Source organism: Streptosporangium nondiastaticum, assembly GCF_003011965.1.
GTDB classification, from domain to species: domain Bacteria; phylum Actinomycetota; class Actinomycetes; order Streptomycetales; family Streptomycetaceae; genus Streptomyces; species Streptomyces nondiastaticus.
This window is the reverse complement of the sequence record NZ_PXWG01000099.1, coordinates 1-24254: the sequence shown is the minus strand read 5'-3', so window position 1 is coordinate 24254 and position 24254 is coordinate 1. Positions and strand designations below refer to the sequence as shown.

24 protein-coding genes are annotated in these 24254 nt (G+C 73.7%); 7 read left to right on the top strand and 17 right to left on the bottom strand.

The features are described from left to right. The 3 genes from B7P34_RS26055 to B7P34_RS26045 all read right to left on the bottom strand — a co-directional run. Positions 1 to 756 (bottom strand): SRPBCC domain-containing protein (locus B7P34_RS26055; RefSeq protein ID WP_106680396.1); only part of this gene is annotated, 756 nt, incomplete at its 3' end. A gap of 173 nt (positions 757 to 929) precedes the next feature. Then, positions 930 to 1580: an NAD(P)-dependent oxidoreductase gene (locus tag B7P34_RS26050; protein WP_106680390.1), complete on the bottom strand. Its 651-nt coding sequence runs from the start codon at positions 1578 to 1580 to the stop codon at positions 930 to 932. A gap of 78 nt (positions 1581 to 1658) precedes the next feature. Next, positions 1659 to 2300: a DsbA family protein gene (locus B7P34_RS26045; RefSeq protein WP_106680388.1), complete on the bottom strand. Its 642-nt coding sequence runs from the start codon at positions 2298 to 2300 to the stop codon at positions 1659 to 1661. Between the two features lie 117 nt (positions 2301 to 2417). Between B7P34_RS26045 and B7P34_RS26040 the strand changes: the two genes are divergently transcribed. Further along, positions 2418 to 3380: a helix-turn-helix domain-containing protein gene (locus B7P34_RS26040; RefSeq protein WP_106680386.1), complete on the top strand. Its 963-nt coding sequence runs from the start codon at positions 2418 to 2420 to the stop codon at positions 3378 to 3380. Here B7P34_RS26040 and B7P34_RS26035 read toward each other — a convergent pair. The 3 genes from B7P34_RS26035 to B7P34_RS26025 all read right to left on the bottom strand — a co-directional run bounded on the left by B7P34_RS26035 (position 3368) and on the right by B7P34_RS26025 (position 7091). Continuing rightward, positions 3368 to 4951: a polyamine aminopropyltransferase gene (locus B7P34_RS26035; protein WP_106680384.1), complete on the bottom strand. Its 1584-nt coding sequence runs from the start codon at positions 4949 to 4951 to the stop codon at positions 3368 to 3370. The two genes, B7P34_RS26040 and B7P34_RS26035, sit on opposite strands and share 13 nt — an antisense overlap. A gap of 53 nt (positions 4952 to 5004) precedes the next feature. Then, positions 5005 to 5526 carry a DUF2617 family protein gene (locus tag B7P34_RS26030; protein WP_030367009.1) on the bottom strand — a complete coding sequence of 174 codons (522 nt, stop codon included), beginning with the start codon at positions 5524 to 5526 and terminating at the stop codon, positions 5005 to 5007. A gap of 395 nt (positions 5527 to 5921) precedes the next feature. Next, complete coding sequence (locus B7P34_RS26025; protein WP_106680382.1) at positions 5922 to 7091, bottom strand: aminotransferase class I/II-fold pyridoxal phosphate-dependent enzyme; 1170 nt, start codon at positions 7089 to 7091, stop codon at positions 5922 to 5924. 290 nt (positions 7092 to 7381) lie between these two features. On the opposite strand from B7P34_RS26025, the gene B7P34_RS26020 reads away from it, so the two are divergent. Beyond that, positions 7382 to 8608: a hypothetical protein gene (locus B7P34_RS26020; RefSeq protein ID WP_189383060.1), complete on the top strand. Its 1227-nt coding sequence runs from the start codon at positions 7382 to 7384 to the stop codon at positions 8606 to 8608. A gap of 158 nt (positions 8609 to 8766) precedes the next feature. Here B7P34_RS26020 and B7P34_RS26015 read toward each other — a convergent pair whose 3' ends face one another. Together B7P34_RS26015 and clpB are read right to left on the bottom strand one after the other, a co-directional pair. Further along, positions 8767 to 9303, bottom strand: coding sequence for a YbjN domain-containing protein (locus tag B7P34_RS26015; protein WP_030367006.1), 537 nt, complete (start codon positions 9301 to 9303; stop codon positions 8767 to 8769). Between the two features lie 117 nt (positions 9304 to 9420). Then, positions 9421 to 12078, bottom strand: a complete 2658-nt coding sequence (clpB, locus tag B7P34_RS26010; RefSeq protein ID WP_106680380.1) for an ATP-dependent chaperone ClpB — start codon at positions 12076 to 12078, stop codon at positions 9421 to 9423. Positions 12079 to 12360: 282 nt separating this feature from the next. Here clpB and B7P34_RS26005 point away from each other — a divergent pair, with 282 nt between their 5' ends. From B7P34_RS26005 to B7P34_RS25985, 5 genes are all read left to right on the top strand, one after another. Next, complete coding sequence (locus B7P34_RS26005; RefSeq protein WP_106680378.1) at positions 12361 to 12765, top strand: pyridoxamine 5'-phosphate oxidase family protein; 405 nt, start codon at positions 12361 to 12363, stop codon at positions 12763 to 12765. Between the two features lie 5 nt (positions 12766 to 12770). Further along, on the top strand, positions 12771 to 13304 hold the full coding sequence (locus B7P34_RS26000; protein WP_106680376.1) for a hypothetical protein: 534 nt from the start codon (positions 12771 to 12773) through the stop codon (positions 13302 to 13304). Between the two features lie 51 nt (positions 13305 to 13355). Then, a complete protein-coding gene (locus B7P34_RS25995; protein WP_106680374.1) occupies positions 13356 to 13868 on the top strand; it encodes a DUF2505 family protein in 513 nt (170 codons plus the stop codon). 87 nt (positions 13869 to 13955) lie between these two features. Continuing rightward, positions 13956 to 14336, top strand: a complete 381-nt coding sequence (locus B7P34_RS25990) for a hypothetical protein (RefSeq protein WP_106680372.1) — start codon at positions 13956 to 13958, stop codon at positions 14334 to 14336. Positions 14337 to 14493: 157 nt separating this feature from the next. Beyond that, the gene (locus tag B7P34_RS25985) at positions 14494 to 14940 is read left to right on the top strand and encodes a hypothetical protein (RefSeq protein WP_106680369.1); all 447 of its coding nucleotides are present in this window, start codon (positions 14494 to 14496) and stop codon (positions 14938 to 14940) included. Between the two features lie 105 nt (positions 14941 to 15045). Here B7P34_RS25985 and B7P34_RS25980 read toward each other — a convergent pair whose 3' ends face one another. The 9 genes from B7P34_RS25980 to B7P34_RS37665 all read right to left on the bottom strand — a co-directional run. Next, positions 15046 to 15663, bottom strand: a complete 618-nt coding sequence (locus B7P34_RS25980) for an RloB family protein (protein WP_106680367.1) — start codon at positions 15661 to 15663, stop codon at positions 15046 to 15048. Continuing rightward, on the bottom strand, positions 15641 to 16954 hold the full coding sequence (locus B7P34_RS25975) for an AAA family ATPase (RefSeq protein WP_106680365.1): 1314 nt from the start codon (positions 16952 to 16954) through the stop codon (positions 15641 to 15643). Before B7P34_RS25975 ends, B7P34_RS25980 begins: the two co-directional genes overlap by 23 nt. Before the next feature lie 85 nt (positions 16955 to 17039). Further along, positions 17040 to 18017, bottom strand: coding sequence for a F420-dependent peptide dehydroalanine reductase LxmJ (lxmJ, locus tag B7P34_RS25970; RefSeq protein ID WP_106680363.1), 978 nt, complete (start codon positions 18015 to 18017; stop codon positions 17040 to 17042). After that, positions 18014 to 19261: a M16 family metallopeptidase gene (locus B7P34_RS25965; RefSeq protein ID WP_106680361.1), complete on the bottom strand. Its 1248-nt coding sequence runs from the start codon at positions 19259 to 19261 to the stop codon at positions 18014 to 18016. Before B7P34_RS25965 ends, lxmJ begins: the two co-directional genes overlap by 4 nt. A 45-nt stretch (positions 19262 to 19306) precedes the next feature. Beyond that, positions 19307 to 20578: a M16 family metallopeptidase gene (locus tag B7P34_RS25960; RefSeq protein WP_189383058.1), complete on the bottom strand. Its 1272-nt coding sequence runs from the start codon at positions 20576 to 20578 to the stop codon at positions 19307 to 19309. Further along, positions 20575 to 21402 carry a class I SAM-dependent methyltransferase gene (locus B7P34_RS25955; RefSeq protein ID WP_106680357.1) on the bottom strand — a complete coding sequence of 276 codons (828 nt, stop codon included), beginning with the start codon at positions 21400 to 21402 and terminating at the stop codon, positions 20575 to 20577. Before B7P34_RS25955 ends, B7P34_RS25960 begins: the two co-directional genes overlap by 4 nt. A 6-nt stretch (positions 21403 to 21408) precedes the next feature. Beyond that, positions 21409 to 22443 (bottom strand): T3SS effector HopA1 family protein, encoded by a 1035-nt coding sequence (locus tag B7P34_RS25950; protein WP_106680355.1) that lies wholly within the window; start codon positions 22441 to 22443, stop codon positions 21409 to 21411. Then, positions 22440 to 23660: a class V lanthionine synthetase subunit LxmK gene (gene lxmK / locus B7P34_RS25945; RefSeq protein ID WP_189383056.1), complete on the bottom strand. Its 1221-nt coding sequence runs from the start codon at positions 23658 to 23660 to the stop codon at positions 22440 to 22442. The genes B7P34_RS25950 and lxmK overlap by 4 nt, the downstream gene beginning before the upstream one ends. Beyond that, on the bottom strand, positions 23657 to 24254 hold a 598-nt coding region (locus tag B7P34_RS37665), incomplete at its 5' end, for a hypothetical protein (protein WP_223268244.1). The genes lxmK and B7P34_RS37665, both read right to left, overlap by 4 nt.

Below are 24254 nucleotides of genomic sequence, written 5' to 3'. Positions count from 1 at the left end.
TGCGAGCGCGACGGCCGCGGCGGGTGCCGCCCAGCGCAGGGCGGTCGCCGTCGCCGAGCCGGCCTCGGGGGCCGGGACGGGGGCGTAGCGGCCGCGGGGCGGCGCGTGGTCGACCTCCTCGGCGCTGCGGCCGATCATCGTGCGGCGGGCGTGCGCGGCCTCGGCCGGCGGCTCGTCGTCCACGTCGTCCTCGTCGAGGTCGTCGTCGGCCAGGTCGTCCGCGAGGTCGTCGGCCGACGGGTCGAGGGAGGAGGGCGGGACGGCGGTGTCGAAGACGCTGCCGCCCTCCAGGCGGGGGCCGTCCCCGGCCTCCTCCTCGGCGTCCTCCCGCAGCTCCTCCACCAGCGCGGCGGCGAAACGGTCCAGCAGGCGGCGGGCGGTGGCCTCCGTGGTCTTCTCGTCGAACTCCGCCAGCCGGCCGCCGGTGGCCACCGTCCCGGCGCAGGTGAGCCGCGCGCCGCCGGGCGCCTCCGTCAGCAGCCCGCGCAGCGACAGCGTCACCGTGCCGGTGCCCCGCACCTCGGTGCCCTCGCCGGAGAGTTCGTACGCCCCCTCCCGCTCGGTCAGGCGCAGCCGGCCGCGGTAGGTGATGGTCGAGCCGCCTATGCGCAGCCGCAGCCGCCCGGCGACGGCCTCGCCCGAGGCGTCGGCGCTGTCCTGCTGCAGTCCGGGGACGCACCGGGCCACCCGCGCCGGGTCGGCGAGGACCCGGCGCACGGCCTCGACGGGAAACGGGACGAACACCTCATGCTCCATAGCAGCCGAGCCTACCCACCGGGTCCCTCACCAGGGCCTCTCCGGACGGATTTTCGTGGATCCGGCCGCGTGACCCGGCTCCCGGAGCCCCGGCCGCGAGACCGGAGCCCCTACCCCAGGACCCCGGCCCCAAGACCGGGGGTCGCGAGACCGGGGCCGGGGCCCGGCGGGCGTCAGTCGCCGACCGTGAAGCGCTCGCCGATGTGGTTGGCCTCCTCGATCTCGTCGACGAGGGCCACCGCGTAGTCCTCGGCGGAGATCCGCGACTTGCCGTTGCCGTCCACGACGAGGTCGTCCAGGGCGGTGCGGTACGTGCCGGTGCGCTCGCCCGGCTCGATGAGGCCGGCGGGGCTGAGGTTGGTCCAGCGCACGTCGGTGACCGTGCGGTAGAAGTCGAGGGCGTCGCCGTGCGCGTGCATGATCTGCAGCAGAAACTCGGGGAGCCCCTCCGCGTCCCAGACCTGCTTGCCGTCCGGCGTGCGCAGCGAGCCGGCGCCGCCGACCGTGATCAGGCGCGGGGCCCGCTCGCCGAGCGCGCGCACGCCGGCCACCAGCGACTCGGCGGCGGGCTTGATGGTCGCGATGTGGCCGGGGCCGTCACCGCCGCCGACCGCGCTGACCACGACGTCCTGGCCCTCGGCAATGGCCTCGACCGACTTCGGGTCGAGGACGTCACCGGTGACGACCGTCAGGTTCTCGTGGGTCTCGGTGAGCTTCTTGGGGTCGCGGACGACGGCCGTGACCTGGTGGCCGCGGTTCAGGGCCTCGCGCAGGACGCGGCTGCCGATGGTGCCGTTGGCGCCGAAGAGGGCGATCTTCGCCATGGGGTTCTTCTCCTCAGGAGTGTGGTGCGAAAGGAATGTGGTGCGAAAGCTGCTGAAGCGGGGTGATCACTCAAGTGATCAGTGCTGGTCGAGGGCGCGGGTGAGCGCGCGTGCGCTGGTCGTCGGACCGCCGAGCCGCCGCAGCCCGCCGGGCGTGTGCAGCAGCAGCGTCGGGAAGCTCTCGACGCCCAGCCGCCGGACCTCCCGGAACTCCGCCTCCGCGGCGCGCCGCGTGGCCGGGTCGGCGAAGGCGGCGACGGCCGCGTCGGCGTCCACTCCGCCGAGCCCGGAGGCGACGGCCCGCACCGTCTCCGGGTCGGACAGGCTCCGCCCGTCCACGTACCAGGCGCGCTGCAGTGCACCCGCGAATTCCAGTGTCCGCTCGGGGGCCTGCTCGCGCAGCGCGGCGAGGGCCGTTGCGGCGGCGGCCGAATCGAGGACGGCCGTGCCGCCGGCGAACGCCTCGGCATAGCCCGGTCCGAAGACCGCGCCGGTCAGCTCGCCGATCCGGGCGTCCGACTGAGGGATGTAGGGATAGGCGGAGACCGGCTGCGCCCGCGGGCCGGTGAACAGGCCGCCGCTGAGCACCGTGAGTTCGATGCGCTCTGCATTCGCCTCCGCGAATTCCCGGATGGTGGGGCCGTAGCCGTAGCACCAGCCGCAGTAAGCGTCGAAGGCGTAAGTGAGTTTGTACCGCGCGGTTTCTTTCTGCCGTGCCATGTCCGTCCTTGGATTTCCCTGAAGCGCACTGTCGTGTGCGTTAACCGCACCGTCTTGTGCGTTACGTCCACGCTAAAGGCGCTTTCCGCCCATAAACAGGTAGGCTCGCGTCTCACCATGGTGAAAAAGCGACACGGTGCGGACGACACCGCCGGCGGCATCATCGATCTCGCCTACCGGGCCCCGGCCGGCACGCCCGCCGGCGTCGAGGTGATGCCGGTGGCCGAGCTGCGCGCCCGCGCCCCGGAGGGCCTGCTGGTCAGCCCGCAGCGGCTGGACTTCCACCAGATCGTCGCCGTCCGCTCCGGCGCCTCCGCCCACACCGTCGACTTCACCGGCCACTGGCTCGACGAGGGCTCGGTGCTGTGGGTGCGGCCGGGGCAGGTGCAGCAGTTCGGCGACCCGGAGGCGATCGAGGGCACGGTCATCCTCGTCCAGCCGGGCTTCCTGCCGTCCGGCAGCCCCGTGGCCGCGGTGGCGGACGACCCCTTCCGGCCGGTGGTGTGGCAGCCGGTCGGCCAGGACCGGGAGGCGGTGTTCTGCGCGGTGGGCCACCTGGAGGCGGACTTCCGCACGGGCGCGGGCCTGCCGGCCGACGTGCACGCCGACGTCCTGCGCCACCTGCTGTCGGTGCTGGTGCTGCGGCTCGCGCACCTGACCGCGCCCGTCGGCAGCAGGGTGCCCGCCCCGGGCGACGCCTTCCTGCGCTTCCGGGCCGCCGTCGAGCGGGAGTTCGCCACGAGCCACCGGGTCGCCGACTACGCCCGCGCGCTCGGCTACTCCTCCCGGACGCTGTCGCGCGCGACGACGGCCGCGGCGGGGGTGGGCGCCAAGGAGTTCATCGACCGGCGGGTGATGCTGGAGGCCAAGCGGCTGCTCGCGCACAGCGGGCTGTCCGCGGCCCGGATCGCGGGCCGGGTCGGCTTCGACGACGCGGCGAACTTCTCCAAGTTCTTCCAGCACAGGGAGGGGTGCTCACCCGGCGCCTTCCGCGCGCGCATGCGTCAGGGGCACGCCACGAACGACGGCGTTCGCCCGAACGACGACGCTCACCCGAACGGCGACGGTCACTCCGCATAGCGCGGGTGCATCAGCGTCGACGGCAGCAGCCCCGGCTCCCGGCTGTCCTCGGCCTCCCGCCCGGCCGCAGCGAGCCTGCCGCCGGTGAGGGACAGCAGGCAGGGCCGCGCCCGGGGCAGCTCCAGTGGCAGCCGTTCCCGCGAGACGAGCAGGAAGCTCCAGTCGTCGCCGCGGCCGGTGTGCGCGGGGACCCGGTCCGGGCCGCCGGGGAAGCCGTCGCCGTCCACGCGGTACGGGATGGAGCGGAGGCCGAGCGAGCGGACGGTGGCGTCGACCGTCCAGAACACGTGCGGGTGGGCGCCGAGGGTGCCCGCGTGGACGGCCAGCCGCCCGCCCGGGGCCAGCCGCCGCTCCACCAGCCCGTAGAACTCCTGCGAATAGAGCTTCGTGCTCGTGGTGATGCCGGGGTCGGGGAGGTCGGAGACCACCACGTCGAACGGGGCCTCGGCCGGGGCGCGGGAGCGCAGCCACTCGAAGGGGTCGGCCGTCACCAGCCGCACGCGCGGGTCGCGGAAGGCGCCGTGGTTGAGGGCGGCGAGGTCGGGGTCGGTGCGGGCCAGGCGCAGGACGGCCGCGTCGACTTCGACGACGGTCACCGACGAGACGTCGCCGTAGCGCAGCAGTTCGCGGACGGCGAGGCCGTCGCCGCCGCCGAGGACGAGGACCCGGGCGTGCGGACCGTCCATCGCGGGGTGGACCAGGGCTTCGTGGTACCGGTACTCGTCGTCGCCGTTGACGCGCAGCCGGCCGTCGAGGAAGAGGGAGAGCGGTTTGCCGCTCCCGCCGCCGCCCGTCAGGACGACCTCCTGGACGTCGGACTGGACGGCCACGCGGACGTCGTCGCCGTAGACGGCGTGGCGCGCGGCCCGTTCGAAGGGCCCGCTGAGGGCGGAGCAGGTGGCGAGGAGGGCGAGGACGAGGCCGTTGGCGGCTATGAGGAGCCGGCGGGTGCGCACCGAGAGGTCGCCGCGGAAGAGCCACAGGACGAGCGCGCCGCCGGCGACCGCGTTGACCGCGCCGGTCAGCAGGGCGCCCGTCAGCTGGCCGAGCACGGGCAGGAGGAGGAAGGGGAAGGCGAGGCCGCCGACCAGGGCGCCCACGTAGTCGGCGGCGAAGAGGTCGGCCACGGCGCCGCCCGCGTCCTGCCGGCGGATGCGCTGGATGAGCGTCATCAGCAAGGGCACTTCGGCGCCGATCAGCACGCCGATGGCCAGGGAGAAGCCGACCAGGGCCGGCCGCGCCTGGCCGAACCAGGCGAAGCAGGCGTAGAGCGCCATGGCCGACAAGCCGCCTAAGAGCGCGAGTAAGGCCTCGACCGCGGCGAACCCCAGGGCCGCGCGTCCGCGCAGCTGTTTGGCGAGCAGCGAGCCGATGCCCATGGCGAAGACCATGACGGAGAGCACCACGGACGCCTGGGTGACCGAGTCCCCGATGAGGTACGAGGCCAGGGCGACCAGCTCCAGCTCGTACACCAGCCCGCAGGCGGCGCAGACGAAGACGGTGGTCAGCACGACGAGGCGGCCGAGCCCGGCCGGTACGGGCAGCCGCGCCGGTACCGGGCGGTAGATCATGTTGGGAACGCTACGTCACGAAACGGCAACCCTTTGTCACCCACAAGGGTCTATTACGAGAGGGCCGCCGCCGTCCGTGCCCCCACTCTCGTGCGGGTGGCGACCAGCCGCCCCTCCTGGGGGTAGGCGTGCCAGGTGCGCCAGCTGATCTGCCCGTCGCAGCGCTGGGCGAGCAGGGCGGTGAAGGCGTGCGGGCTGCCCGGGAAGGTGCCTGCCAGGCCGTAGGGGTGCTCGGCGACCAGGGCGAGGAGTTCCTGCGCGCGGCCCGCGAACGAGCCGTGCGAGAGCGTTTCTATCCGGGCCGCGAACTCGTACTCCCAGGCGCCGATGCGTTTGGCGACGCCCAGCGGCAGCGGGGTGGCGCTGCCCGGCAGACAGGCGACGGTCTCCGAACAGACGCCGTCGCCCTCCTCCAGCAGCACCTGGTGGGAGGCGCCGAGGAGGCGCAGCTGGACCTGGGAGCCGGCGAGCTGGAGGTCGAGGACGGCCAGCGCCGGCAGCGGGTCCTTGCCCAGGCACCAGGCGAGGTCCGCGGCGCGGGTGTCGGTGTAGGTGGTCTTGAGGGTGGTGAGCATGGGTCGGCTCCGCAAGCACGCAGTGGAGGGTGGGCCGGCCCGCCGGGGAGGACCAGAGTCTTCGGGTGAGGACCAGCAGGTCTTCGCGTGCGCCGGCTCATGCCCACATATGAGCTGTTTCCGTGGGTCCGAGGACGTCCGAGGACAGTGATCGAGGACAGCGATTACGGGATTCCCCGGAGCCTTAATGAGAGGAAATCATGAATGAGCAGCGCCCACAGCGTTTTTACCCATCTCATCGTGCTTTCCATCCACGCGAGGGCCGGACAGTTCAACTGTTCAGAATCTTTGCGGACCGGTGACGGCTCCGGCGTGCGGCCGATAGCGCGGCCGGCGGGCCGGGGGAACCCGCCGGATGCATATGCGATCAGGCGCGGGACGGGCACAAATCCCCGTCAGGCGGCGTTCAGCAGCTTCTCCACCGCCGAAATCACGGACTCTTCACGCTTACAGAACGAGAAACGCACGAGATAGGGCGGCGCATCGGGGCGCAGATTGAAGGCGGCCGTGGGAATGGCCACCACCCCGGCGCGCGAAGGGAGTTCGCGGCAGAATCGCACGCCGTCCGCGTACCCCCACGCGCGGATGTCCGCCTGGAGGAAATACCCCGCCTCCGCGCGATAGGGGCGCAGTCCGGCGCTCGCGAGCCCCCGGCTCAGCAGGTCGCGGTTGCGCTGCAGCGTGCTCCGCAGCTCCGCCGCCCACTCCTCCACGCCGTCCAGCATCCGCGCGAGCGCCTCCTGGTACGGCGTGCCGGAGGCGTACGTGAGGAACTGCTTCGCGGCGCCGACCGCCCGCACGAGCTCCGCGGGCCCGCACACCCAGCCGACCTTCCAGCCGGTCACGTTGAACGTCTTGCCTGCCGACGAGATGGTCAGCGTACGCTCCCGCATCCCCTCCAGTGCCGCGATCGTCGCGTGCTGCAGGCCGTCGTAGACGAGGTGCTCGTACACCTCGTCCGTCACCACCGTCAGCCCGTGCTCCCGGCACACCGCGGCGATCTCGGCGAGCTCCCGCGCCGCGAAGACCTTGCCGGTCGGATTGTGCGGGGTGTTGAGCAGCAGCACCCGGGTCCGCGGGGTGACCGCGGCCCGCAGCGCGGCCGCGTCCAGCACGAAGGCGTCGCCGTCCTCGGCGAGCGGCACGCCGACCACGCGCGCGCCGGCGAAGCGGGCGCCCGCCGGGTAGGCGTCGTAGCAGGGGTCGAAGGCCAGCACCTCGTCGCCCGGGTCGCACAGCGCGAGCAGCGCCGAGGCGAGGGCCTCGGTCGCACCCGTCGTCACCAGCACCTCGTCCTGCGGGTCGTACTCCAGCCCGTAGCGCCGGAACTGGTGCGCGGCGACCGCCTCGCGCAGCGCGGGGAAGCCGACGGCGGGCGGGTACTGGTTGCTGCCCGCGAGGACCGCCGCCGAGACGTCCTTCAGCAGCCCGGGCGGGGCGCCCAGTTCCGGCACGCCCTGGCCGAGGTTGACCGCGCCCGTGCGGCGGGCGAGCTCCGTCATCTCCGTGAAGACCGAGGTGCCGAGGCCCTGCACGCGGGCGGCGGGGCTCCACTCCTTGTTCATGCGATCCCACTTCCGTGTCGGTTTCTGAGGCTGCCTCACCCTAGGCAGGCCGGTGCGCGCGGGCACAGCACACGGCCCGCCGCCCGCCGCGCCGACACTCCGCGGTGCCCGCCGAGCGGGTGGAAGGCGCACCGCTTACGGGCGCTCCCGCTCGCGCGCGCGAGGCGGGCGCCGCAAGGTCGAAGGTGCAGTCGGCCGCGAGGCCGAAAGTGCGGTCGAAGGCGCCGCCACCGGCGCCGGACAGGCCCAGAGGCCGAGGCCGAGAGGCCGAGCAAGCCGGAGGTCCCCCCGTGTCAGCCGACACCGCCGTGCCCGTCCGGGCGCCTGAGCCGCGCCCCGCGTCCGGCAGCGCCCGCGTCCGCCGCGTCGAGCGCGCGCGGGAAGCCCTACGCCGGGCGGCCCCCGCCCTCGCGTTCTACGCGGCGGCCCGGCTGACCGGCATGGCGACGATGGCCGCCTGGGCCTGGTGGATCGGCCGCCACCCGCGCACGCTGCTCGGCCACTCCTGGGACGGCATCTGGTACGCCGGAATCGCCCGGCACGGCTACGGCCTGGTGCTGCCCTCGCCGACCACGCGCGGCGTCGTCTTCAACGACCTGGCGTTCTTCCCGCTCTTCCCCGGCCTGGTGCGCGCCCTCTCGACCGTCACCCCGCTGACCGTCGTCAGCTCCGGCCTGGTCGTCGCCTGGCTGTCCGCCGGAGCCGCCGCGTGGGGCATCTACGCGCTCGGGGAGCGGCTGTACGGGCAGCCGTACGGGCGCAGGGCCGCGACGCTGCTCGTCGTGCTGTGGGGGCTGCTGCCGCACGCGATCGTGCAGTCCATGGCCTACACCGAGCCGCTGATGACCGCCCTCGCGGTCTGGGCCCTGTACGCGCTGGTCACCGGCCGCCCGCTGTGGGCCGGGGCGCTCTCCCTGCTCGCCGGGCTCTCCCGGCCGAACGCGGTCGCCGTCGCCGCGGCCGTCGTCTGCTCCTGCGCGCTCCTGCTGTGGCGCGACCGGAGCGCCCGTACGAACTGGCGGGTGTGGGCGGGCGCCGCCCTCGCCCCGCTGGGCTGGGCCGGCTACGTCGTCTGGGCCGGGTTCCGCTCCGGCGGCGGCCTCTTCGGCTACTTCGAGGTGCAGCGGCTGTGGGGCTCGCGCTTCGACTTCGGGAAGGACGCGCTGCGGTTCGTCCGGCACCTGATCGTCGGGCGGGACGCGATGGCCTACTACGTGACGGTCGCGATCATCGCCGTCGCGCTCGTCTCGCTGGCCCTCCTGGCCCTGGAGCGGCCGCGGCCGCCGCTTCCGCTGCTGGTGTACGCGGTCGTGCTCGTCGTCATCGCGGTCGGGGGGTCGAGCTACTTCGCCTCGAAGCCGCGGTTCCTGCTGCCGGCGTTCCCGCTGCTGGTGCCGGCGGCGCTGGCGCTGGCCCGCGCGCGGCCGCGCACCGTGCTGACGACGGTGGGGGCGATGGCCGGGGTGTCGTTCTTCTACGGCACGTACCTTTTGACCGTGGCGCGTATGCCGATGTAGCACGGCACCGCCGGATACCCCGGTGGGGGTTGTTCGCCGTTGCGGCGGGAGTGTTCTGCCTGGCGGCAGAACGGTGTGGAGAGGCCGTGCCTCTCCCTCCCGCCGCAACGGCGCTCAGCCACAGCGGCGCAGCCCGGCGGTGCCGAACCCTGCGAGAGTTACGCGTCCTCGTCCGGCTTCTCGTCGTCGCCCGACTCGGCGTCCGCCTCCAGGCCCAGCTGCTCGACGAGCCACTTGTCGAACTCGATCGAGGCCCGCACCCAGCTGACGGTGCTGGAGACGAAGTGCTCCAGGGACACGCCGACGCCGATCAGCATCTGGGCCTCGCCGATCAGGCGGACCGTGCCGTCGTCGTTCGTGTGGGTGTAGACCTTCGGCCACAGCGTGCGGCGGTTCCAGTCGTCGATGGCCTCCAGCAGGCGGGCCTTCTCGTCGATGGCGTGCGGGCGGTCGTAGAACGTCCGCACGGAGAAGACCTGCTGCTCCTCCTCGCCACGGAACATGAAGTACGTGCGGAACTGCTCCCACGGCGCGGCGAGGTCACCCTCGTCGTCCACGACGTACTTCAGCTCCATCTGCTCCAGGAGCTGCTTGACCAGGTCCTGGTCGGGGATGACGGGGCCGGTCGGGCCCGCCCCAGGCTGCGGTTCGGGCTGTCCCCCGAAATTCGGGATCGAGGACGGGTCGATGCTCACCGTTTAATTCCCTTCGTACGGTCTCACGCCATCCTCCCTCACACCCGCCCCCGTGCCGCAACCCCTTCCCGGCGGCACCCGCGGCCGGGGGTGTCTCCCGGCCGCGGGCGGAGGGGGTCAGACCGCCGGCGCGGGCTCGCCCCTGGTCACCGAAAGCCCCGCGCCCCCGCCGGGCGCGCGGTCCACGCGGATGGTGTCGCCGTCGCGGATCTCGCCGCCGATGATCGCCTTCGCGAGCTGGTCGCCGATGGCCGTCTGGACCAGGCGGCGCAGCGGGCGGGCACCGTAGGCGAGGTCGGGCGCGGCGCCGTCCACGGCCTCCGCGGGCTCCTGGCCGAGCGTGGCCAGCCAGTGGAGCGCTTCCTGGGAGACGTCGAGCGTGAGCCGGCGGTCGGCGAGGCGGCGCTGCAGGTGGCCGAGCTGGATGCGGGCGATCTCTTCGAGCTGCTCCGTGCCGAGGGGGTGGAAGACGACGATGTCGTCGAGCCGGTTGAGGAACTCGGGACGGAAGGAGGCCCGCACCGTCTCCAGGACCTTCTCCTTCTTCTGCTCCTCCTTGAGCAGCGGGTCCACCAGATAGGTGGATCCCAGGTTGGAGGTGAGGATGAGGATGGTGTTGCGGAAGTCAACGGTCCGGCCCTGGCCGTCGGTGAGGCGGCCGTCGTCGAGGACCTGCAGCAGGATGTCGAAGGCCTCGTGGTGCGCCTTCTCGACCTCGTCCAGCAGGACGACGCTGTACGGGCGCCGGCGCACGGCCTCCGTGAGCTGGCCGCCCTCCTCGTAGCCGACGTAGCCGGGCGGCGCGCCGACCAGGCGGGCCACGGCGTGCTTCTCGCTGTACTCGCTCATGTCGATGCGGACCATGGCCCGCTCGTCGTCGAAGAGGAAGTCGGCGAGGGCCTTGGCCAGCTCGGTCTTGCCGACGCCGGTCGGGCCGAGGAAGAGGAACGAGCCGGTCGGCCGGTCGGGGTCGGCGATGCCGGCCCGCGAGCGGCGCACGGCGTCGGAGACGGCCCGCACGGCCTCGTTCTGGCCGATCAGCCGCCTGCCGATCTCGTCCTCCATGCGCAGCAGCTTCCGCGTCTCGCCCTCCAGCAGGCGGCCGGCCGGGATGCCGGTCCAGGAGGCGACGACGTCGGCGATGTCGTCCGGGCCGACCTCCTCCTTGACCATGAGGTCCTTCGCCGCGGCGTCCTGCTCGGCCTCCGCCTCGGCCTCGGCCGCCGCCTCCAGCTCGCGCTCCAGGCCGGGGATCTCCCCGTAGAGCAGCTTGGACGCGGTGTCGAAGTCGCCGTCGCGCTGGGCGCGCTCCGCCTGCCCGCGCAGCTCGTCCAAGCGCTCCTTGAGCTCGCCCACCCGGTTGAGGGACTGCTTCTCGCGCTCCCAGCGGGCGGTCAGGCCGCGCAGCTCCTCCTCCTTGTCGGCGAGGTCGCGGCGCAGCTTCTCCAGACGCTGCTTGCTGGCCTCGTCCGACTCCCGGGACAGGGCGAGCTCCTCCATCTTCAGCCGGTCGACGGCGCGCTGCAGCTCGTCGATCTCGACGGGCGAGGAGTCGATCTCCATGCGCAGCCGGGACGCGGACTCGTCGACGAGGTCGATGGCCTTGTCGGGGAGGAAGCGGGAGGTGATGTAGCGGTCGGAGAGGGTGGCCGCGGCGACGAGGGCGCTGTCGGCGATCTGGACCTTGTGGTGGGCCTCGTAGCGGCCCTTGAGCCCGCGCAGGATCGCGATCGTGTCCTCGACGGTCGGCTCGGCGACCACGACCTGCTGGAAGCGGCGCTCCAGGGCGGGGTCCTTCTCGATCCGCTCGCGGTACTCGTCGAGGGTGGTGGCGCCGACCATGCGGAGCTCGCCGCGCGCGAGCATGGGCTTGAGCATGTTGCCCGCGTCCATGGCGGAGTCGCCGCCGGCGCCCGCGCCCACGACGGTGTGCAGCTCGTCGATGAAGGTGATGATCCGGCCCTCGCTGGCCTTGATCTCGGCCAGGACGGTCTTCAGCCGCTCCTCGAACTCGCCCCGGTACTTCGCGCCGGCGACCATCGCGCCCAGGTCGAGCGAGACGAGGCGCTTGTTGCGCAGCGACTCGGGGACGTCGCCCTTCACTATCCGCTGCGCGAGCCCCTCCACGACGGCGGTCTTGCCGACGCCCGGCTCGCCGATGAGGACGGGGTTGTTCTTGGTCCGCCGCGACAGGACCTGCACGACGCGCCGGATCTCGGTGTCCCGCCCGATGACGGGGTCGAGCCGGCCCTCGCGGGCGGCCGCGGTCAGATCCGCGCCGAACTTCTCCAGGGCCTTGTACGTGCCCTCCGGATCGGCAGTGGTCACTCGCTGCCCGCCCCTCGCGGTCTCGAACGCCTCCAGCAGCCGGGGCGCGGAAGCGCCCTGCTGCTGCAGCAGCTCACCCGTGCGGCCGCCCTTGGCGGCGAGGCCGATCAGCAGGTGCTCGGTGGAAATGTAGGTGTCGCCGAGCTCGCGGGCCCGCTGCGACGCGTCGGCGATCACGGCGAGCAGCTCGCGGCTGGGCTGCGGCGGCGCGACCGTCGCCCCCTGCACGCTGGGCTCGCCCGCCAGCTGCCGCTCGGCGCCGGACCGCAGCGCGGCGGCGTCGGCCTCCACGGCGGCCAGCAGATCCATGATGTTCTCGTTGTCCTGCCCGGCGAGCAGCGCCAGCAGCAGGTGCGCGGGCGTCATGTCGGCATGCCCGGCCGACACGGCCCGCTCACTGGCCCCGCTCAGCGCCTCCCGGCTCCTGTTGGTCAGCTCGGCATCCACGACGGTGTTCTCCTCCTTGTCCCCGGCCCTACGTCGGCCACGCCATCCTGCCTAGGGCAACGTGCGATAAGTTGAGCCTATTCCACTCAACCTTGGATTGGCCACCCCGCGTCGCCGAGATGATCATCTGCGTCGCCGGCGGGGACGAGTCCATCGTCGGGCTTCCGGCGGCGCGGCGCCTGCGCGAGGGGGCGGCGGCCGGCGCCGCGTAGCGCACTGGCGTGCACTGGAGACAGCCGACTTCTCCTGAGGGGCACACGGGGGCGCGGTTACCCTTCCCGCATGGCCCACGATCTGCGCAACCTGGACCCCGCCTACATCGAGTTCTGGCGGGAGCGGCACATCTGCACCCTCACCACCACCCGCCCCGACGGCAGCCCGCACCTCGTGCCCGTGGGGGTGACCTTCGATCCCGAGGCCGGGATCGCGCGCGTCATCACCAACAAGAACAGCCGCAAGATCGCCAACATCCTGGCCGCCGGCCCGGACGGCGCGCGCGTCGCCGTCTGCCAGATCGGCGAGCGGAAGTGGGCCACGCTGGAGGGCCGCGCGGTCGTGCGTACGGAAGCCGAGGCCATCGCCGACGCGGTCAACCGCTACGCCGAGCGGTACGGCCGCATGCCCGCCCCCAACCCCGACCGGGTCCTCGTAGAGATCACCGTCACCAAGGCCCTCGGGCTGGTCTGACCCGCATGTCGCTCGGCATCGTCATCGCCACCACGGTCGAGGATCCGGCCTTCGGCCCGGTCCGCATCCGCGTGGACGGCGACGAAGGGGTCGCCGAAGTCACCGGCCCGGGCCTTCCGCCGGCGGTCGTGCGCCGCGCGCTCAAGACCGCACTCAAGCCCTCCGTCCCCATCGGCACCCGGGACGCCGCCGCCCTCACGCTCACGGTCGGCGGCTCCCCCGCCGGGCTGTCCCTGGGCAAGGGCCGGTTCACTCGCCGGTCGTACGCGGTGGAGGCGGCGCACGAAGGCCACGCGTACCGGCTCGTCCCCCGCGGTGAGACCTTCAGCCGCCTCAGCCTGGACGGCGCGGTCCTCGGCGACTTCACGTCCCCGGGCCACGGCCGGCCCGGGCGGGCCGCGTGGAAGCCGCGGGCGAAGGTGCTGCCCCGGGACGCGGCCATCGGTTACGTCCTGACCGCCGCGTTCGGCACGGGCGCGAAGCCGCTGTCGGACGGCCTCGCCGAAGCCGGCGGCTCCGTCTTCGACATCTTCTCCTAAGCCTTTCGGCAAGTTCCCACGCCGTCCGCAGAACGCGCATACCGTGTCAACATGCCTCAGTTCACCGTGCAGTTGAACGTCAACGGCCCCGCGTCCGACGTCTGGGCACTGCTCACGGACGACGCCTTCCTCGAAGACCTGTACCGGAACCGGCTGCAGTACGTGCAGTGGTCCGTCACCGCACGCCGCACCGCCCCGGAGGGCGACCTCATACGCGAGGTCGCCCTGATCCCGCCCATGAACGCACCCGCACCCGTGCAGAAGCTCCTCGGCTCCGGCTTCCGGCAGACCGAGGAGAGCCGGTTCGACGAGAAGCAGCTCGTCTGGACCTGGCGCAGGATCCCGTCGACCATGGCCGACAAGATCAAGGAGGAGGGACGGGTACGGGTCGAGGAGGCCCCGGACGGCGGCAGCCGGGTCATCGCCGAGACCACCGTCGAGTGCAAGATCTTCGGCGTCGGCGGCCTCATGGAGTCCACGGCGGAGAAGCACAGCCGCCACGACTGGCAGACCCTGGGCGAGGCGCTCGCCCAACGGCTGGCCACGGGCAAGGACAAGACCTGACCATCAATTACGGGCGGCATATGCTCCATACGTGGACGTGAACGAGTACCGGACTGCGCACGTCGCCGCCGGCTGGAAGGAAGCTGCATGAACGACGACGCCGTCCCCCGCACGATCCGGGCCGTCAGCACGGAGCGGCTGCTTCTCCTGGAGGAGGAGGCCGACGCGCTCGGTTTCAGCCGTCGGCTCTCCGCCGACTGGGTCCGCGAACACGCCGCGGCGTCCGCGACGCACTACCTGCTCCCGCTCTTCGCCCACTACCTCCGGCACCGGCCCGAGGTATCGCCCCAGTGGCGGTGTTACACGCTCCTCACGGTCGTGACCGGCGAGGAGGTCTGGAGCCTGCTCGACGTCCGCCCGGACACGTTCCGGGCCCTGCCGGAGTCCCTCACACCGGCGGCGAAGACCGAGATCCACAGGCGGATCGAGCGCGCCCGCTCGCAGTTCGAGTACGAGCGGGCGGAGTGACGGCCTCCCCCCACCTTTCGCAAATGCGATCGAGCGATCCTCGCCTACGTCGACTTGGCGCTATCTCATCCTGTACACGTTTCCACCCCGGTCCGATGGTGGGACGGCACCGCTTCGGAACGCTGTGGGAAGCCGCTGGAGAGAGGAAGTTCCGCCCATGCCTCCTGTCCCCGTACGTCCCGGCATCTACAAGATCCACGCGCACATCATCGGCCCGTCCGCCCTGGTGACGGCCACCGAGCACGCGCTGAAGTACGGCGCCCCGGTCATCACCGACCGCATGAACCCGCTCCCGATCGAGCAGGACTGGATCATCGAGCCCAGCGAGCCCATCCCGGGCTCCCCGTACGTCATCCACCTCGCTCACCACGAGGCGGCGGGCCTCGTGGTCCAGGAGGACAAGCTCTGGGTCAACGCCGTTCCGCGCGCCGAATGGTCGAAGTTCATGTTCGAGTCGGTCATCGGCGGGGTCAAGATCTTCTCGGAGAAGCACCTCGCCTTCCGCTCCAACCACCGCGGCGCGCAGATCACCCTCGTGGAGCCGAAGCCGGAGTTCCAGGAGACCTTCACCCTGGAGTTCGTGAGCCCCATCAACGAGGAGTAGCCCGCAAGTCCCCGGGCCCACGGGTCCATGGGTCCACGAGCAACCGCGGGGCGGCCGGCCGAAGGGCCCGCCGCCCCGCCCCCGCTCCGGCCGTTCCTGCCGCGCCTACCGCGTCGCGATCCGCGACACCAGCGCCCACACCCCCGTCGACGGGTTGGTCTCGTGTTCGCGGCCCTTCGTCGCGAGGCGCTGGGCGCGGCGGCCCGCTTCCGGCCAGCCGCCTTCGAAGTCGCGGAAGTCCAGGCGGGCCTTCTCGTACGCCGGGACGTGCCGCTTCAGGTACGGGAGCAGCTCGCGGTACGTGCGCACCGGCGCCGTGTGGACGCTGAAGTGGAGGATCAGCCAGAGTTCGAAGCACGGGTTCGAGACCGCGACGTGGATGCCCATGCGGCGGGCGGCGGTGACCGCACAGGCCACCTCGAAGTGGTCGACGTCGAAGACGCACCACACCTGGTCGAAGTCGTCGCCGATGCGGTCGCGTTCGCGCGCCGCGTAGGTGATGAGCTGCTCGGGCGCGCAGGACTTGGTCCTGATGCGGACGGTCACGGCGGGGTTGGCGACGTGGTCGACGAGTCCGAGGAGGTAGTCCTTCTCGGTGACCTTCGCGCCGCAGACGACCAGCAGGCGGTCCCGGGCACGACGGCCGCCCGGTAAGCGGAGGACGTTCGACTCGAAGGAAGGGCCGGGCCCGCAGCGTCCGTTACGCTTCGGCGTCCTCGTCATCCGCTGCTGCCTTCCCCCTGGCGGCCAGGGCCGCCTCGAACCGCTCGTCGCTGAGGACCGGGACCGCACCATAGCTGCCGCCGAGGTAGCGCCGCTCGCGGTTCTCGCCGTCGCGCGGTTCGAAGTCGGAGAGGGGGTACAGTGCGCTCTCGCCGTGCCGGTCCTTCTCGACGAACCAGATCTGGTCGCGCCGCAGGATCTCCTCGCCGCCGCAGCGGCCCAGCAGGCTCACGTCGTGGGTGGTCAGGAGGAGTTGGGCGGCGTGCGGGTTCGTCGCGGGTTCCTGGAAGAGTCTGATCAGGTGTGCCGTGATGCGCGGGTGCAGGCTCGCGTCGACCTCGTCGACGATGAGGACGCCGCCCTGTTCCAGGGTGTCGAGGACGGGGCCCGCGTAGTCGAAGAGCATGCGGGTGCCCTGGGACTGGTCCTCCAGGCCGAGGCGGGTGCTGCTGCCGCCGCGGCCCTTCTGCTGGACCCAGACGCGGGCGGTCGTGGTCGTGAACAGGCAGGTGGAGAGCTCGGTGCGGCGCAGCTCGCGCAGGAGCCGGTCGGCGAAGCCGCGTACGGAGAGCCGGTCGCCCGCCTCGGCCGCGTCGAAGTCCTCGACGCCCATGTCCTCGATGCCGAGGTCGGCGGCGCGCAGCAGGGCGACGACGGACGCGGCCCGCCGCGGGTCCTGCAGCCGCAGCAGGCTTCCCGGATCGGGTGAACCGTGCGCCCCGCCCGCCCGGAAGCGGACGTTCATGAACCAGGCGTAGACCGGCTGGACCCCGGCCTGCCGGGACCGTGCCGCGACGGTCAGGAACAGGGCGTTCGGCTCGGTGATGCTCCGGACGAGGTCGAGTTCGGGCCGGGGCGCCTCGTCGCCGAAGCGGATGTCGTCGCCCGACCGCTCGAACACCGTCTGCCGCTCGCCGCCGGGGTAGCGGTACAGCCACTCGTCGCGGATCCGCTCGTCGTCGAGGCCGAAGCCGTACGTGTGGCGCACGCCGTCGAGGACGAGGTCCACCACGTACCAGGACGCGGCCTCGGCGCTCTCCTGGTCCAGCAGGAACGGGGAGCGCACGAGGCCGGCTCCCGGCTCGGCGTCCCGGTGGGAGGTGCGGACCAGGCCCGCCATGAAGTGCAGGGCGTCGACGACGTTGGACTTGCCGGCCGCGTTCGCGCCGAAGAGGACCGCGATGGGGACGGGCCGGCCGCCGGCGTCGCTCGCGTCCCCGACCCGGGCCAGGAGCAGCTGCTGCTCCTCCCTGATCGAGCGGTGATTCGAGACCCGGAAGCTCAGCAGCACCCGTCCACCGTAAGGCCCGTGGGCGGGCGGCGACAGGTTCGCCACCCGAGTGGGTGGCGCGGGGTGGCGGTCGCCCGCCCCGCGCTCAGCCGCACGCCGTGATGATCTCCTCCATGTCGTCCACGGCAGCCTGGACGCCCTCGGTGAGCATGACCCCCGCCGGATTCAGCATGATCTCGTCGACGCCGGCCGCGCGGTACGCGGCCAGGCGCTCGGCGATCTCCCCGGGAGTGCCGGTGACGACCACGGAGTGGCCGAGGAGGGCGTCCGCACTCGCGGCCGGATCGTCCCCCAGGGGAACGCCCGCGCGGCGGAGCATGTCGGCGTAGTGCGGCCCCTTGAGGTGTTCGCCCGCCCCGGCGAGGGCGGCCCGGCGCAGGTCGCGGCCGGGGCGTGCGACGGCGACGTGCACGGCCGTGGCGACGCGCGGACGCGCCGGGCGGCCCGCGGCCCGCGCGCCGTCCTCCAGGGCGGGCACGAGGACGTCCCGTACGTACGCGGGAGGCGTCATCCACGTGATCGCGACGTCGGCGACCTCCCCCGCCGTGCGCGCCATGCCCGCTCGGAGCACGCCCGCCCCGACCTCCACCGGCGCGTGGTCCAGCGGCAGCAGCCGCGCGTCGAGGTGGTGGTACGGGCCGGCGTGGTCGACGGCCTTGCCGTCCAGGAGGTCCCGTACGGAGGTGAGGTAGTCGCGGACGGCCGTGCGGGGGCTCTTGTACGGCTCGCCGGTGAGCGCGGCCACGAAGTCGGGCGTGCCGATGCCGTAACCGGCGACGACCGGCTGCCCGGTGAGCAGCGCCAGGGAACGGGCCTGCAGCGCCGCCTCGTACGGATGACGCAGCGGCATCACGCTGACGCTCGTGCCGACGGGCACGTCGTAGCCGGCGCCGGAGAGGTGGGCGAGGACCTGGTGCGGCTCGGCCTTGAAGGACTGGCACAGCCACAGGCGGCGGGCGCCGGAGCGCTGCACGAGGGCGGCGAAGGGGGCCACCAGCTCGGGGTGGTCCGGCTGGAGGGGGTAGAGGACCGCCGGGGTGGTCGTGGTCGCACGCGTGCTCACGGGGCTGCGTCTTCCTTTCCTTCGATTCCTTCGTTGTCGTCGTTGTCGTCGTCGGCCGTGGCCAGCAAGGTCCTCTCCGGCCGCAGGAACTCCCCGCACGCCGCCGTCACTTCGGCGTGCGTGACGCCGCCCACGGCCTCCGCGTACGCCGCGAGCCAGTCCACGTCCACGCCCCGCGCCGCGAACCCCGCGAGGGCGCTCGCCTCCTCGGCCCGCGTCGCGAGCGCGAAGCGCGTGAACCCGGCGGCGTAGCGGCGGGCGCGCTCGGCCTCCTGGGGCGTGGGGCCGTCCTCGGCGAGCACGCGCAGGACGTCCGCGGCCTCGGCGGCGAGGCGGTCCGCCGTGCCGGGGGCGCCCGCGCACTCGATCTCCAGCCAGCTGCCCGCGGCGTTCTCGCGGAGGGCGGCGGAGACCGCATAGGCGAGGGCGTGCCGCTCGCGCAGCCGCCGGGTCAGCCGGGAGGAGGCGGGGCCGCCGAGGACGAGCTGGGCGAGGTGGAGGGCGGCGTGGCCGGGGTCGGTGGACGGGACGGCCGGGCCCGCCGTCAGGAGGAGGGCCTGGTCCGCGCCCGGGTGCCGCAGCGCCGGCCGGCCGGGCGCGGGGGCGGCGCGGCCGAAGGGCGGGAGGACCAGGCCGGAGGGGCCGCCGGTCCACGGGCCGAGGTGCTCGGCGACGAGCCGCAGGACGCGGTCCGGTTCCGCGCCCGTCATCACCAGGAGCACCGAACCGGCCGGGACGACGGCCCGGCGGTGGAAGGCGTACAGGTCCTCCGGCGTCACGGGGCCCGGCGGCGGAGGTGCGGCGGCCAGCGGGTGCGGGCCGAAGGCGTGGGTCAGGACGACGCGGCGCAGGGCGGTGCGCGGGCCGGCCGGACGCGGTGCCGGGGGCGGGGCGGCGGGGAGGTCGCGGTAGGCCGGGCGGATCAGCAGGTCCCCCAGGAGCTCCAGCGTCCCCTCCAGCCCCTCGGACAGCACGCTCACGGACAGCAGCAGCTGTTCGACGGTCACGACCGTGGACAGTTCCGCGCCGAGGTCCGCCGTCCGGTCGGCGACGGCCTGCCGGTCGCGGCTCGTGCTGCCGGTGCCGAGCCGGGCGGCGAGGAGCTCGCGTGCGGAGGCCTCGCGGGGGTCCGTCAGGGCGTACGGGACGACCAGCCGGAGCTCGGCCAGGGGCGCGCCGGGGGCCTCGACGGCGACCACGCGCAGGCCGTTGCCGAGCGTGCTGCGAACCCAGGGGCGCTTCATGGGGGTGCCTTCCTTACGAGTTCACGAGTTCACGAGTTCACGAGTTCATGGGTTCACGAGTTCGGTCACGCCGTACGGTGCGGCGAGGAGCCTGCGCGCGGCGGCCGACACGTCCGCCGGGGTGACCCGGGCCAGCTGCCCGGCGAGCGTGCCCGGTCCGTTGTCGCCGGGAAGGCGCCCGGGGAAGAGCAGGGCCGCGCGCCCGTGGGCGACCGCCCTGGCCGCGAGGGAGTCCGCCTGGCGGTGGCAGTTCACGAGGAGGGCGTTGAGGGTGCGGCGGTGCTCCGTGTCCGAGGGCGGGGCGGCCGCCGCCTCGCGCAGGACGTCCTCCCAGGCGGCGACGGACTCGTCCGTACGCACGCCGTCGGGCAGCCCCAGCAGCACCAGCGCGATGTCGGGCGCCGCCGACGCGAGCCACTGTCCGTAGTACCCGCAGATGACGTTCGCCGACGCGAGCCGGGCGTCCGTGCGGACGGCGCGGGGCAGCCGGGCCCGGGTCAGCAGTTCCGCGAGCACCACGTGCGCGAGGTAGGCGTGCCGCTCGCCCGCCGCGTCCGGGAGGGGGAGGGCGAGGGCAGTTCCAGAGGCGCCGTACGGGATGCTGCCCGCCGGGCCCGGTGCCGCGGCAGGCCGCACCACCGGACGGGCCGGCGCCGCGGCGACTTCCCCGAACAGCTCCGCCACGCGCTCCGCGACCCACGCCGGATCCGCGTCCCCCACGACCGTCAGGGCCGTCGCACCGGCCGTGTAGTGCGCGCGCTGGAAGGCGAGCGCCTCGGCGGCCGTGGCGCGCCGGAGTTCGGCGACGCTGCCGTAGCTGTCGCGGCTGCCGGGGTGGAGCGAGGCGTACGCCGTGTCCCACAGCCGGCCGCCGCCGACCGCACCGCGGATCTCCGCGCCGATGACCTCCGTCTCCGTGCGGACGACCGCGTCGTCCGGCGCGAAGTCCAGCAGGCGGCGCGCCTCCCACTCCAGGATCCCGGGGAGCGCGTCCGCGGGGGCGACCGTGTGGAAGACGGTGTGGTCGCGGTGGGTCTCGGCGTTGCACGTGCCGCCCGCGCCCTCGACGCGGCCGACGTGACCGTCCGGGTCGGCGGCCGTCCCCCGGGGGAACATCAGGTGCTCCACGAGGTGGGCCATGCCGTGCCGGCCCGCGGGGTCGTGGGCGCCGCCCGCGGCCACGGTGAGGGCGACGGCGACGAGCCCGCGGCCGGGCTCGGGCTCGACGGTCAGGCGCAGCCCGTTGCCGAGCCGGTCAGCCAGAACGCGGCCGGTCAGGGCACGGTCGGCCGGCCCGCGGTGGGTCGGAACGCTCACAGCGGGCGGTAGACGGAGACGACCATCTTCCGGCTGTCGCCGCCGTCGAACGGCTGCTTCTGCCAGCCCGTGTACCGCTCGGCGAGCTCCAGCCGGGCGAGGCCGGCCAGCAGGTCCAGCTCGCTGGGCCACAGGTAACGCATCACCGTGGTCGCCGACTTGGGCGCCTCGCCGTCCAGGAAGAGGGTGTTCTGCATCATCATGTTCTGCGAGGCGGGCAGCACGCCGACGGACTCGATCATGGCGCCGCGGGTGCCGATCGGGTACGTGTTGACCTCGTTCTTCTTCTGCACGTGGTAGTCGCTGGGGTCGAACGTCTCGATCACCACGTGCCCGCCCGGCGCCGTGTGGCGGGCGACGGCGTGGATGAGGGCGATCTGCTCGGCCGGGGTGACGGCGCAGCACAGGGCGTTGAACGGGGCGAGCACGACGTCGAAGGTGCGGCCGAGGTCGAGGGTCGCGAAGTCGCCGAGGACGGGCGTGACGCGGCCCTCGGGGTCCTTCTCGGCGAGGCGCGCGAGCATGCCCTCGGAGGCGTCGACGCCGTGGACCTCGAAGCCCTTGTCGGCGAGGGGGAGAGCCACGCGGCCCGTGCCGACGCCGAGTTCGAGGACGCTCGCGCCGGGGCGGGTGAGGGTGAGGAGGAAGTCGGCGACGTCCTCCAGGTCGGGGGTGCTCGGGTAGATGTCGTCGTAGACCTCGGCGAGGGCGTCGCTGTAGGCGGCGGTGATGGAGACGGCGAAGCCGCTCATTCCGGGGTCGGGCTGCCCGCTCGCGGTCTCGGTCTCGGTCGCATCGCTCAGTGCGGTGGTGTCAGTGGTCATGCGGGCTCAACTCCCCGAGTGGGTGCGGTCGGTGGGCGAAGTCAGGTTGCGGTCGGGCCGCCGGGGGTCGATGCCGGCCTCGCGGAAGCACCGCACGACGTGCTCCTCGCGGGTCGCCCCGGACCCCTCCGGGGCGAGGGCGTGGTCGATCAGGGCGGTGGCGAGGGCGAAGGCGCGGTGCTGGCCGAAGCTCATGCCGTCCTGGCCGGGGCGCGGGTCCTCGGGGTCCCAGGAGGCGGCGACGCCCGGGGCGAGGCGCTCGGTGAAGACGGAGGTCTCCGCGCCCTTCCCGGGGAGCGGCGCCACCGCCCGGACGACGGCTTCCTCGCCCGGTACGTGGTCGCCGTGCAGATAAACCACGATGCCGTCGCGGCGCGGGAAGTCCTGCGGGTCGGAGAGGACCTTGGCGTGGTAGCGGGCCTCCGCGCGCTCCAGGGCGGCCAGGGTGGCGCCCCACAGGGTGACCGCGCTGTCCGCGTCCGCCGCGTGCACGAAGATCCGCCGGACGGAGCCGGTGGGGCGGGGCAGCGCGCGCGAGCCCATGACGTAGAAGAAGCCGGGCGAGAGCGCGGGCCGGGCGGCTTCCAGGGAGAGGTCCACCGGCTCGCCGGGCACGGGAAGCCCGGGGCCGAGCAGCCGGTCGGCGGGCACGCGGGCGGTGACCTCGGGGAGGCGGACGATCAGCTGGTCGCCGTCGGGCCGCCGCAGGACCTCGATCAGCCGGCCGCGCACGGGCGTGCGGTCGTGCGGGACGGCGGCGGCCAGGCGGCGCTCCAGCTCCGGGTCGCGCAGGCTGCGCCGGGGCGGCGTGTCCGTGTCGCGGGCGGCGCCGTCGCGGCCCGCGTGCAGCTCCTCGTAGAGGGCGTTGGTGAGCCGACCGCGCAGGTCACGGGGGCTGTCGGCGGAGAGGGAGCGCCCGGCGACGGTGGCCTGGCAGCCGTCGCCCCGAACCGAGACGGTCGCGAGGGCGGCGGCGAGCCCGGGGGTGAGGCCCCGCGCCGGGACATCGGTGACATCTGTGAGAGAGACGGTGGCAGTCATCGGGAGCTCCCGGAGGGCTGGGCGAGACCGATCGTGGCGACGGATCCCGACGGGTTGAGGAGCAGCGTCCGGCCGATGCCCGCGGCCGCGCGGGCGACCGGGTTGAGGGTCGCGTGCAGCTCGGCCGTGGCGAGCAGCCGGTCGAACATGTGCCAGCCAGCGAAGCCCGCGGCCCGCTCGGCGAGCCCGGCGTCGGGCGCGCGCCCTTCGAGCGCGAGCTGTTCGAGGTAGCCCTGCCAGAAGGCGGTGATCCGGGGGGTGTGGCGGCGCAGGCTGGCCGCGCCGCGCTCGATGATCTCGGCGTGGTCGAGGCCGAAGCCGGCGGCGGGCCCCTCCTCCTGCCCGGCTCCCGGCGCGAACACGGCGTACGTGGCGTGGAAGAGCCACTCGCCGGCGAAGGCGCCGACGTCGCGGGCCGGGTCGGCCAGCCGGAACTCCTCCCAGTCGCAGAGGTAGAGCTTCCCGTCGTGCCGCAGGAACTGGTCGAAGCGCAGGTCGCAGTGGACGGGCGCGTGCGGCGCGGCGCGCTCGGCGGCGCGCAGGGCGTGCAGCGCGGCTATGACCTGGTCGTCGTCCTGGACCAGCCGCCAGGCGGCGATCTGGCCCATGCTGCGCTCCTGCACGGTGCTCCAGGGGAGCGCCTCCAGCCACGGCATGGGCGGCAGCGGCGCGTCCTCGGTGACCGGCTCCGGCTGCTCCGCCCGGTCGGCGGGGAGCGCGTGCAACGCCCCTACGGCGCGTCCCGCCTCGCGGCACAGCTCCTCGTCGAAGGCGTCGTCCAGGGCGAGTTCGGAGCCGGAGCGGGCGCCGGGCAGCAGGACGTAGACGCCGACGGCGGCCGTGCGGTCCGAGCCGAGGTGCCCGGGCGTGCGCAGCGGGGAGCCGGCCGGGCGGTGGGCGGCGAGGTGTTCGAAGGCCAGGGCGCGGTCGAGCTGTGGGCTGCCGCCCTCGGCGGCACGGGCCACGGTCTTCACGAAGACCTGCCGGCCGCCGCTCGTGCGGCCGGCCCAGTTGTCGTTGCGGCCGCCGAAGGAGGCGAGGCCGTCCTGGTCGAGCCGGCCGAGGCCGAGCCGCTCCAGCAGGGCGTTGACCTCGGGGGCGGCATCCAGGTCGGTGGGCTGGAAGCGCTGCAGCGTGGGCTGTTCGGCGGTGTCGACGCCTTCGGCGGTGACGGCGCTCTCGGTGGTGACGGCGGTGTCGGCAGTGGTGGTGGTCATGGCGTCGGCGTTCCTCCGGGGCCGGGGCCGGGCCCCGGGACGGCCCGGCGGCCCTCCTCGTCGATCAGCTCGGCAGTGAAGGCGATGTAGTCGTGCAGTTCTTCGGTCCAGTCGCAGTACGCGGCGAAGTCCTGCATGTGGGTGACGACCCGCAGGACGGCGGCCCGGCCGAGGTCCTCCGGGCGGGCGCCCGGCCCGTAGCCGTAACCGGCCAGCAGGACGTGGCGCAGGTCCGGGCCCTCCGAGGGCACCGGCCCGCCGTTCCGCCCCTGCGACCAGGCGAGTTCGGCGAGGTCGCCGAGCAGCCAGCCGAGGTCGAGCGCGGGGCTGCCCGCGGCGAGGTCCTCGCCGGTGAGCAGCGCGGTCCGGCCCCGGTGCAGGGGCGGTACGAGCGCTCCGAGCGAGGCGCCGCCGTGGATCAGGGCCGGTGCGACCGGTGCGGTCGCCTCTTCCCACCACGTACGGACCCGGTCGAGCCGTTCCGTTCCCCACGCGGCGAGGGCCGCCTCGCGCAGGCGCGCGGCGCCGGGGAGGAGCCCGTCCCGGCCGTCCGCCCACGCGCGCATCCGCCGCAGCGCGGCGGGCGGGCCCGCG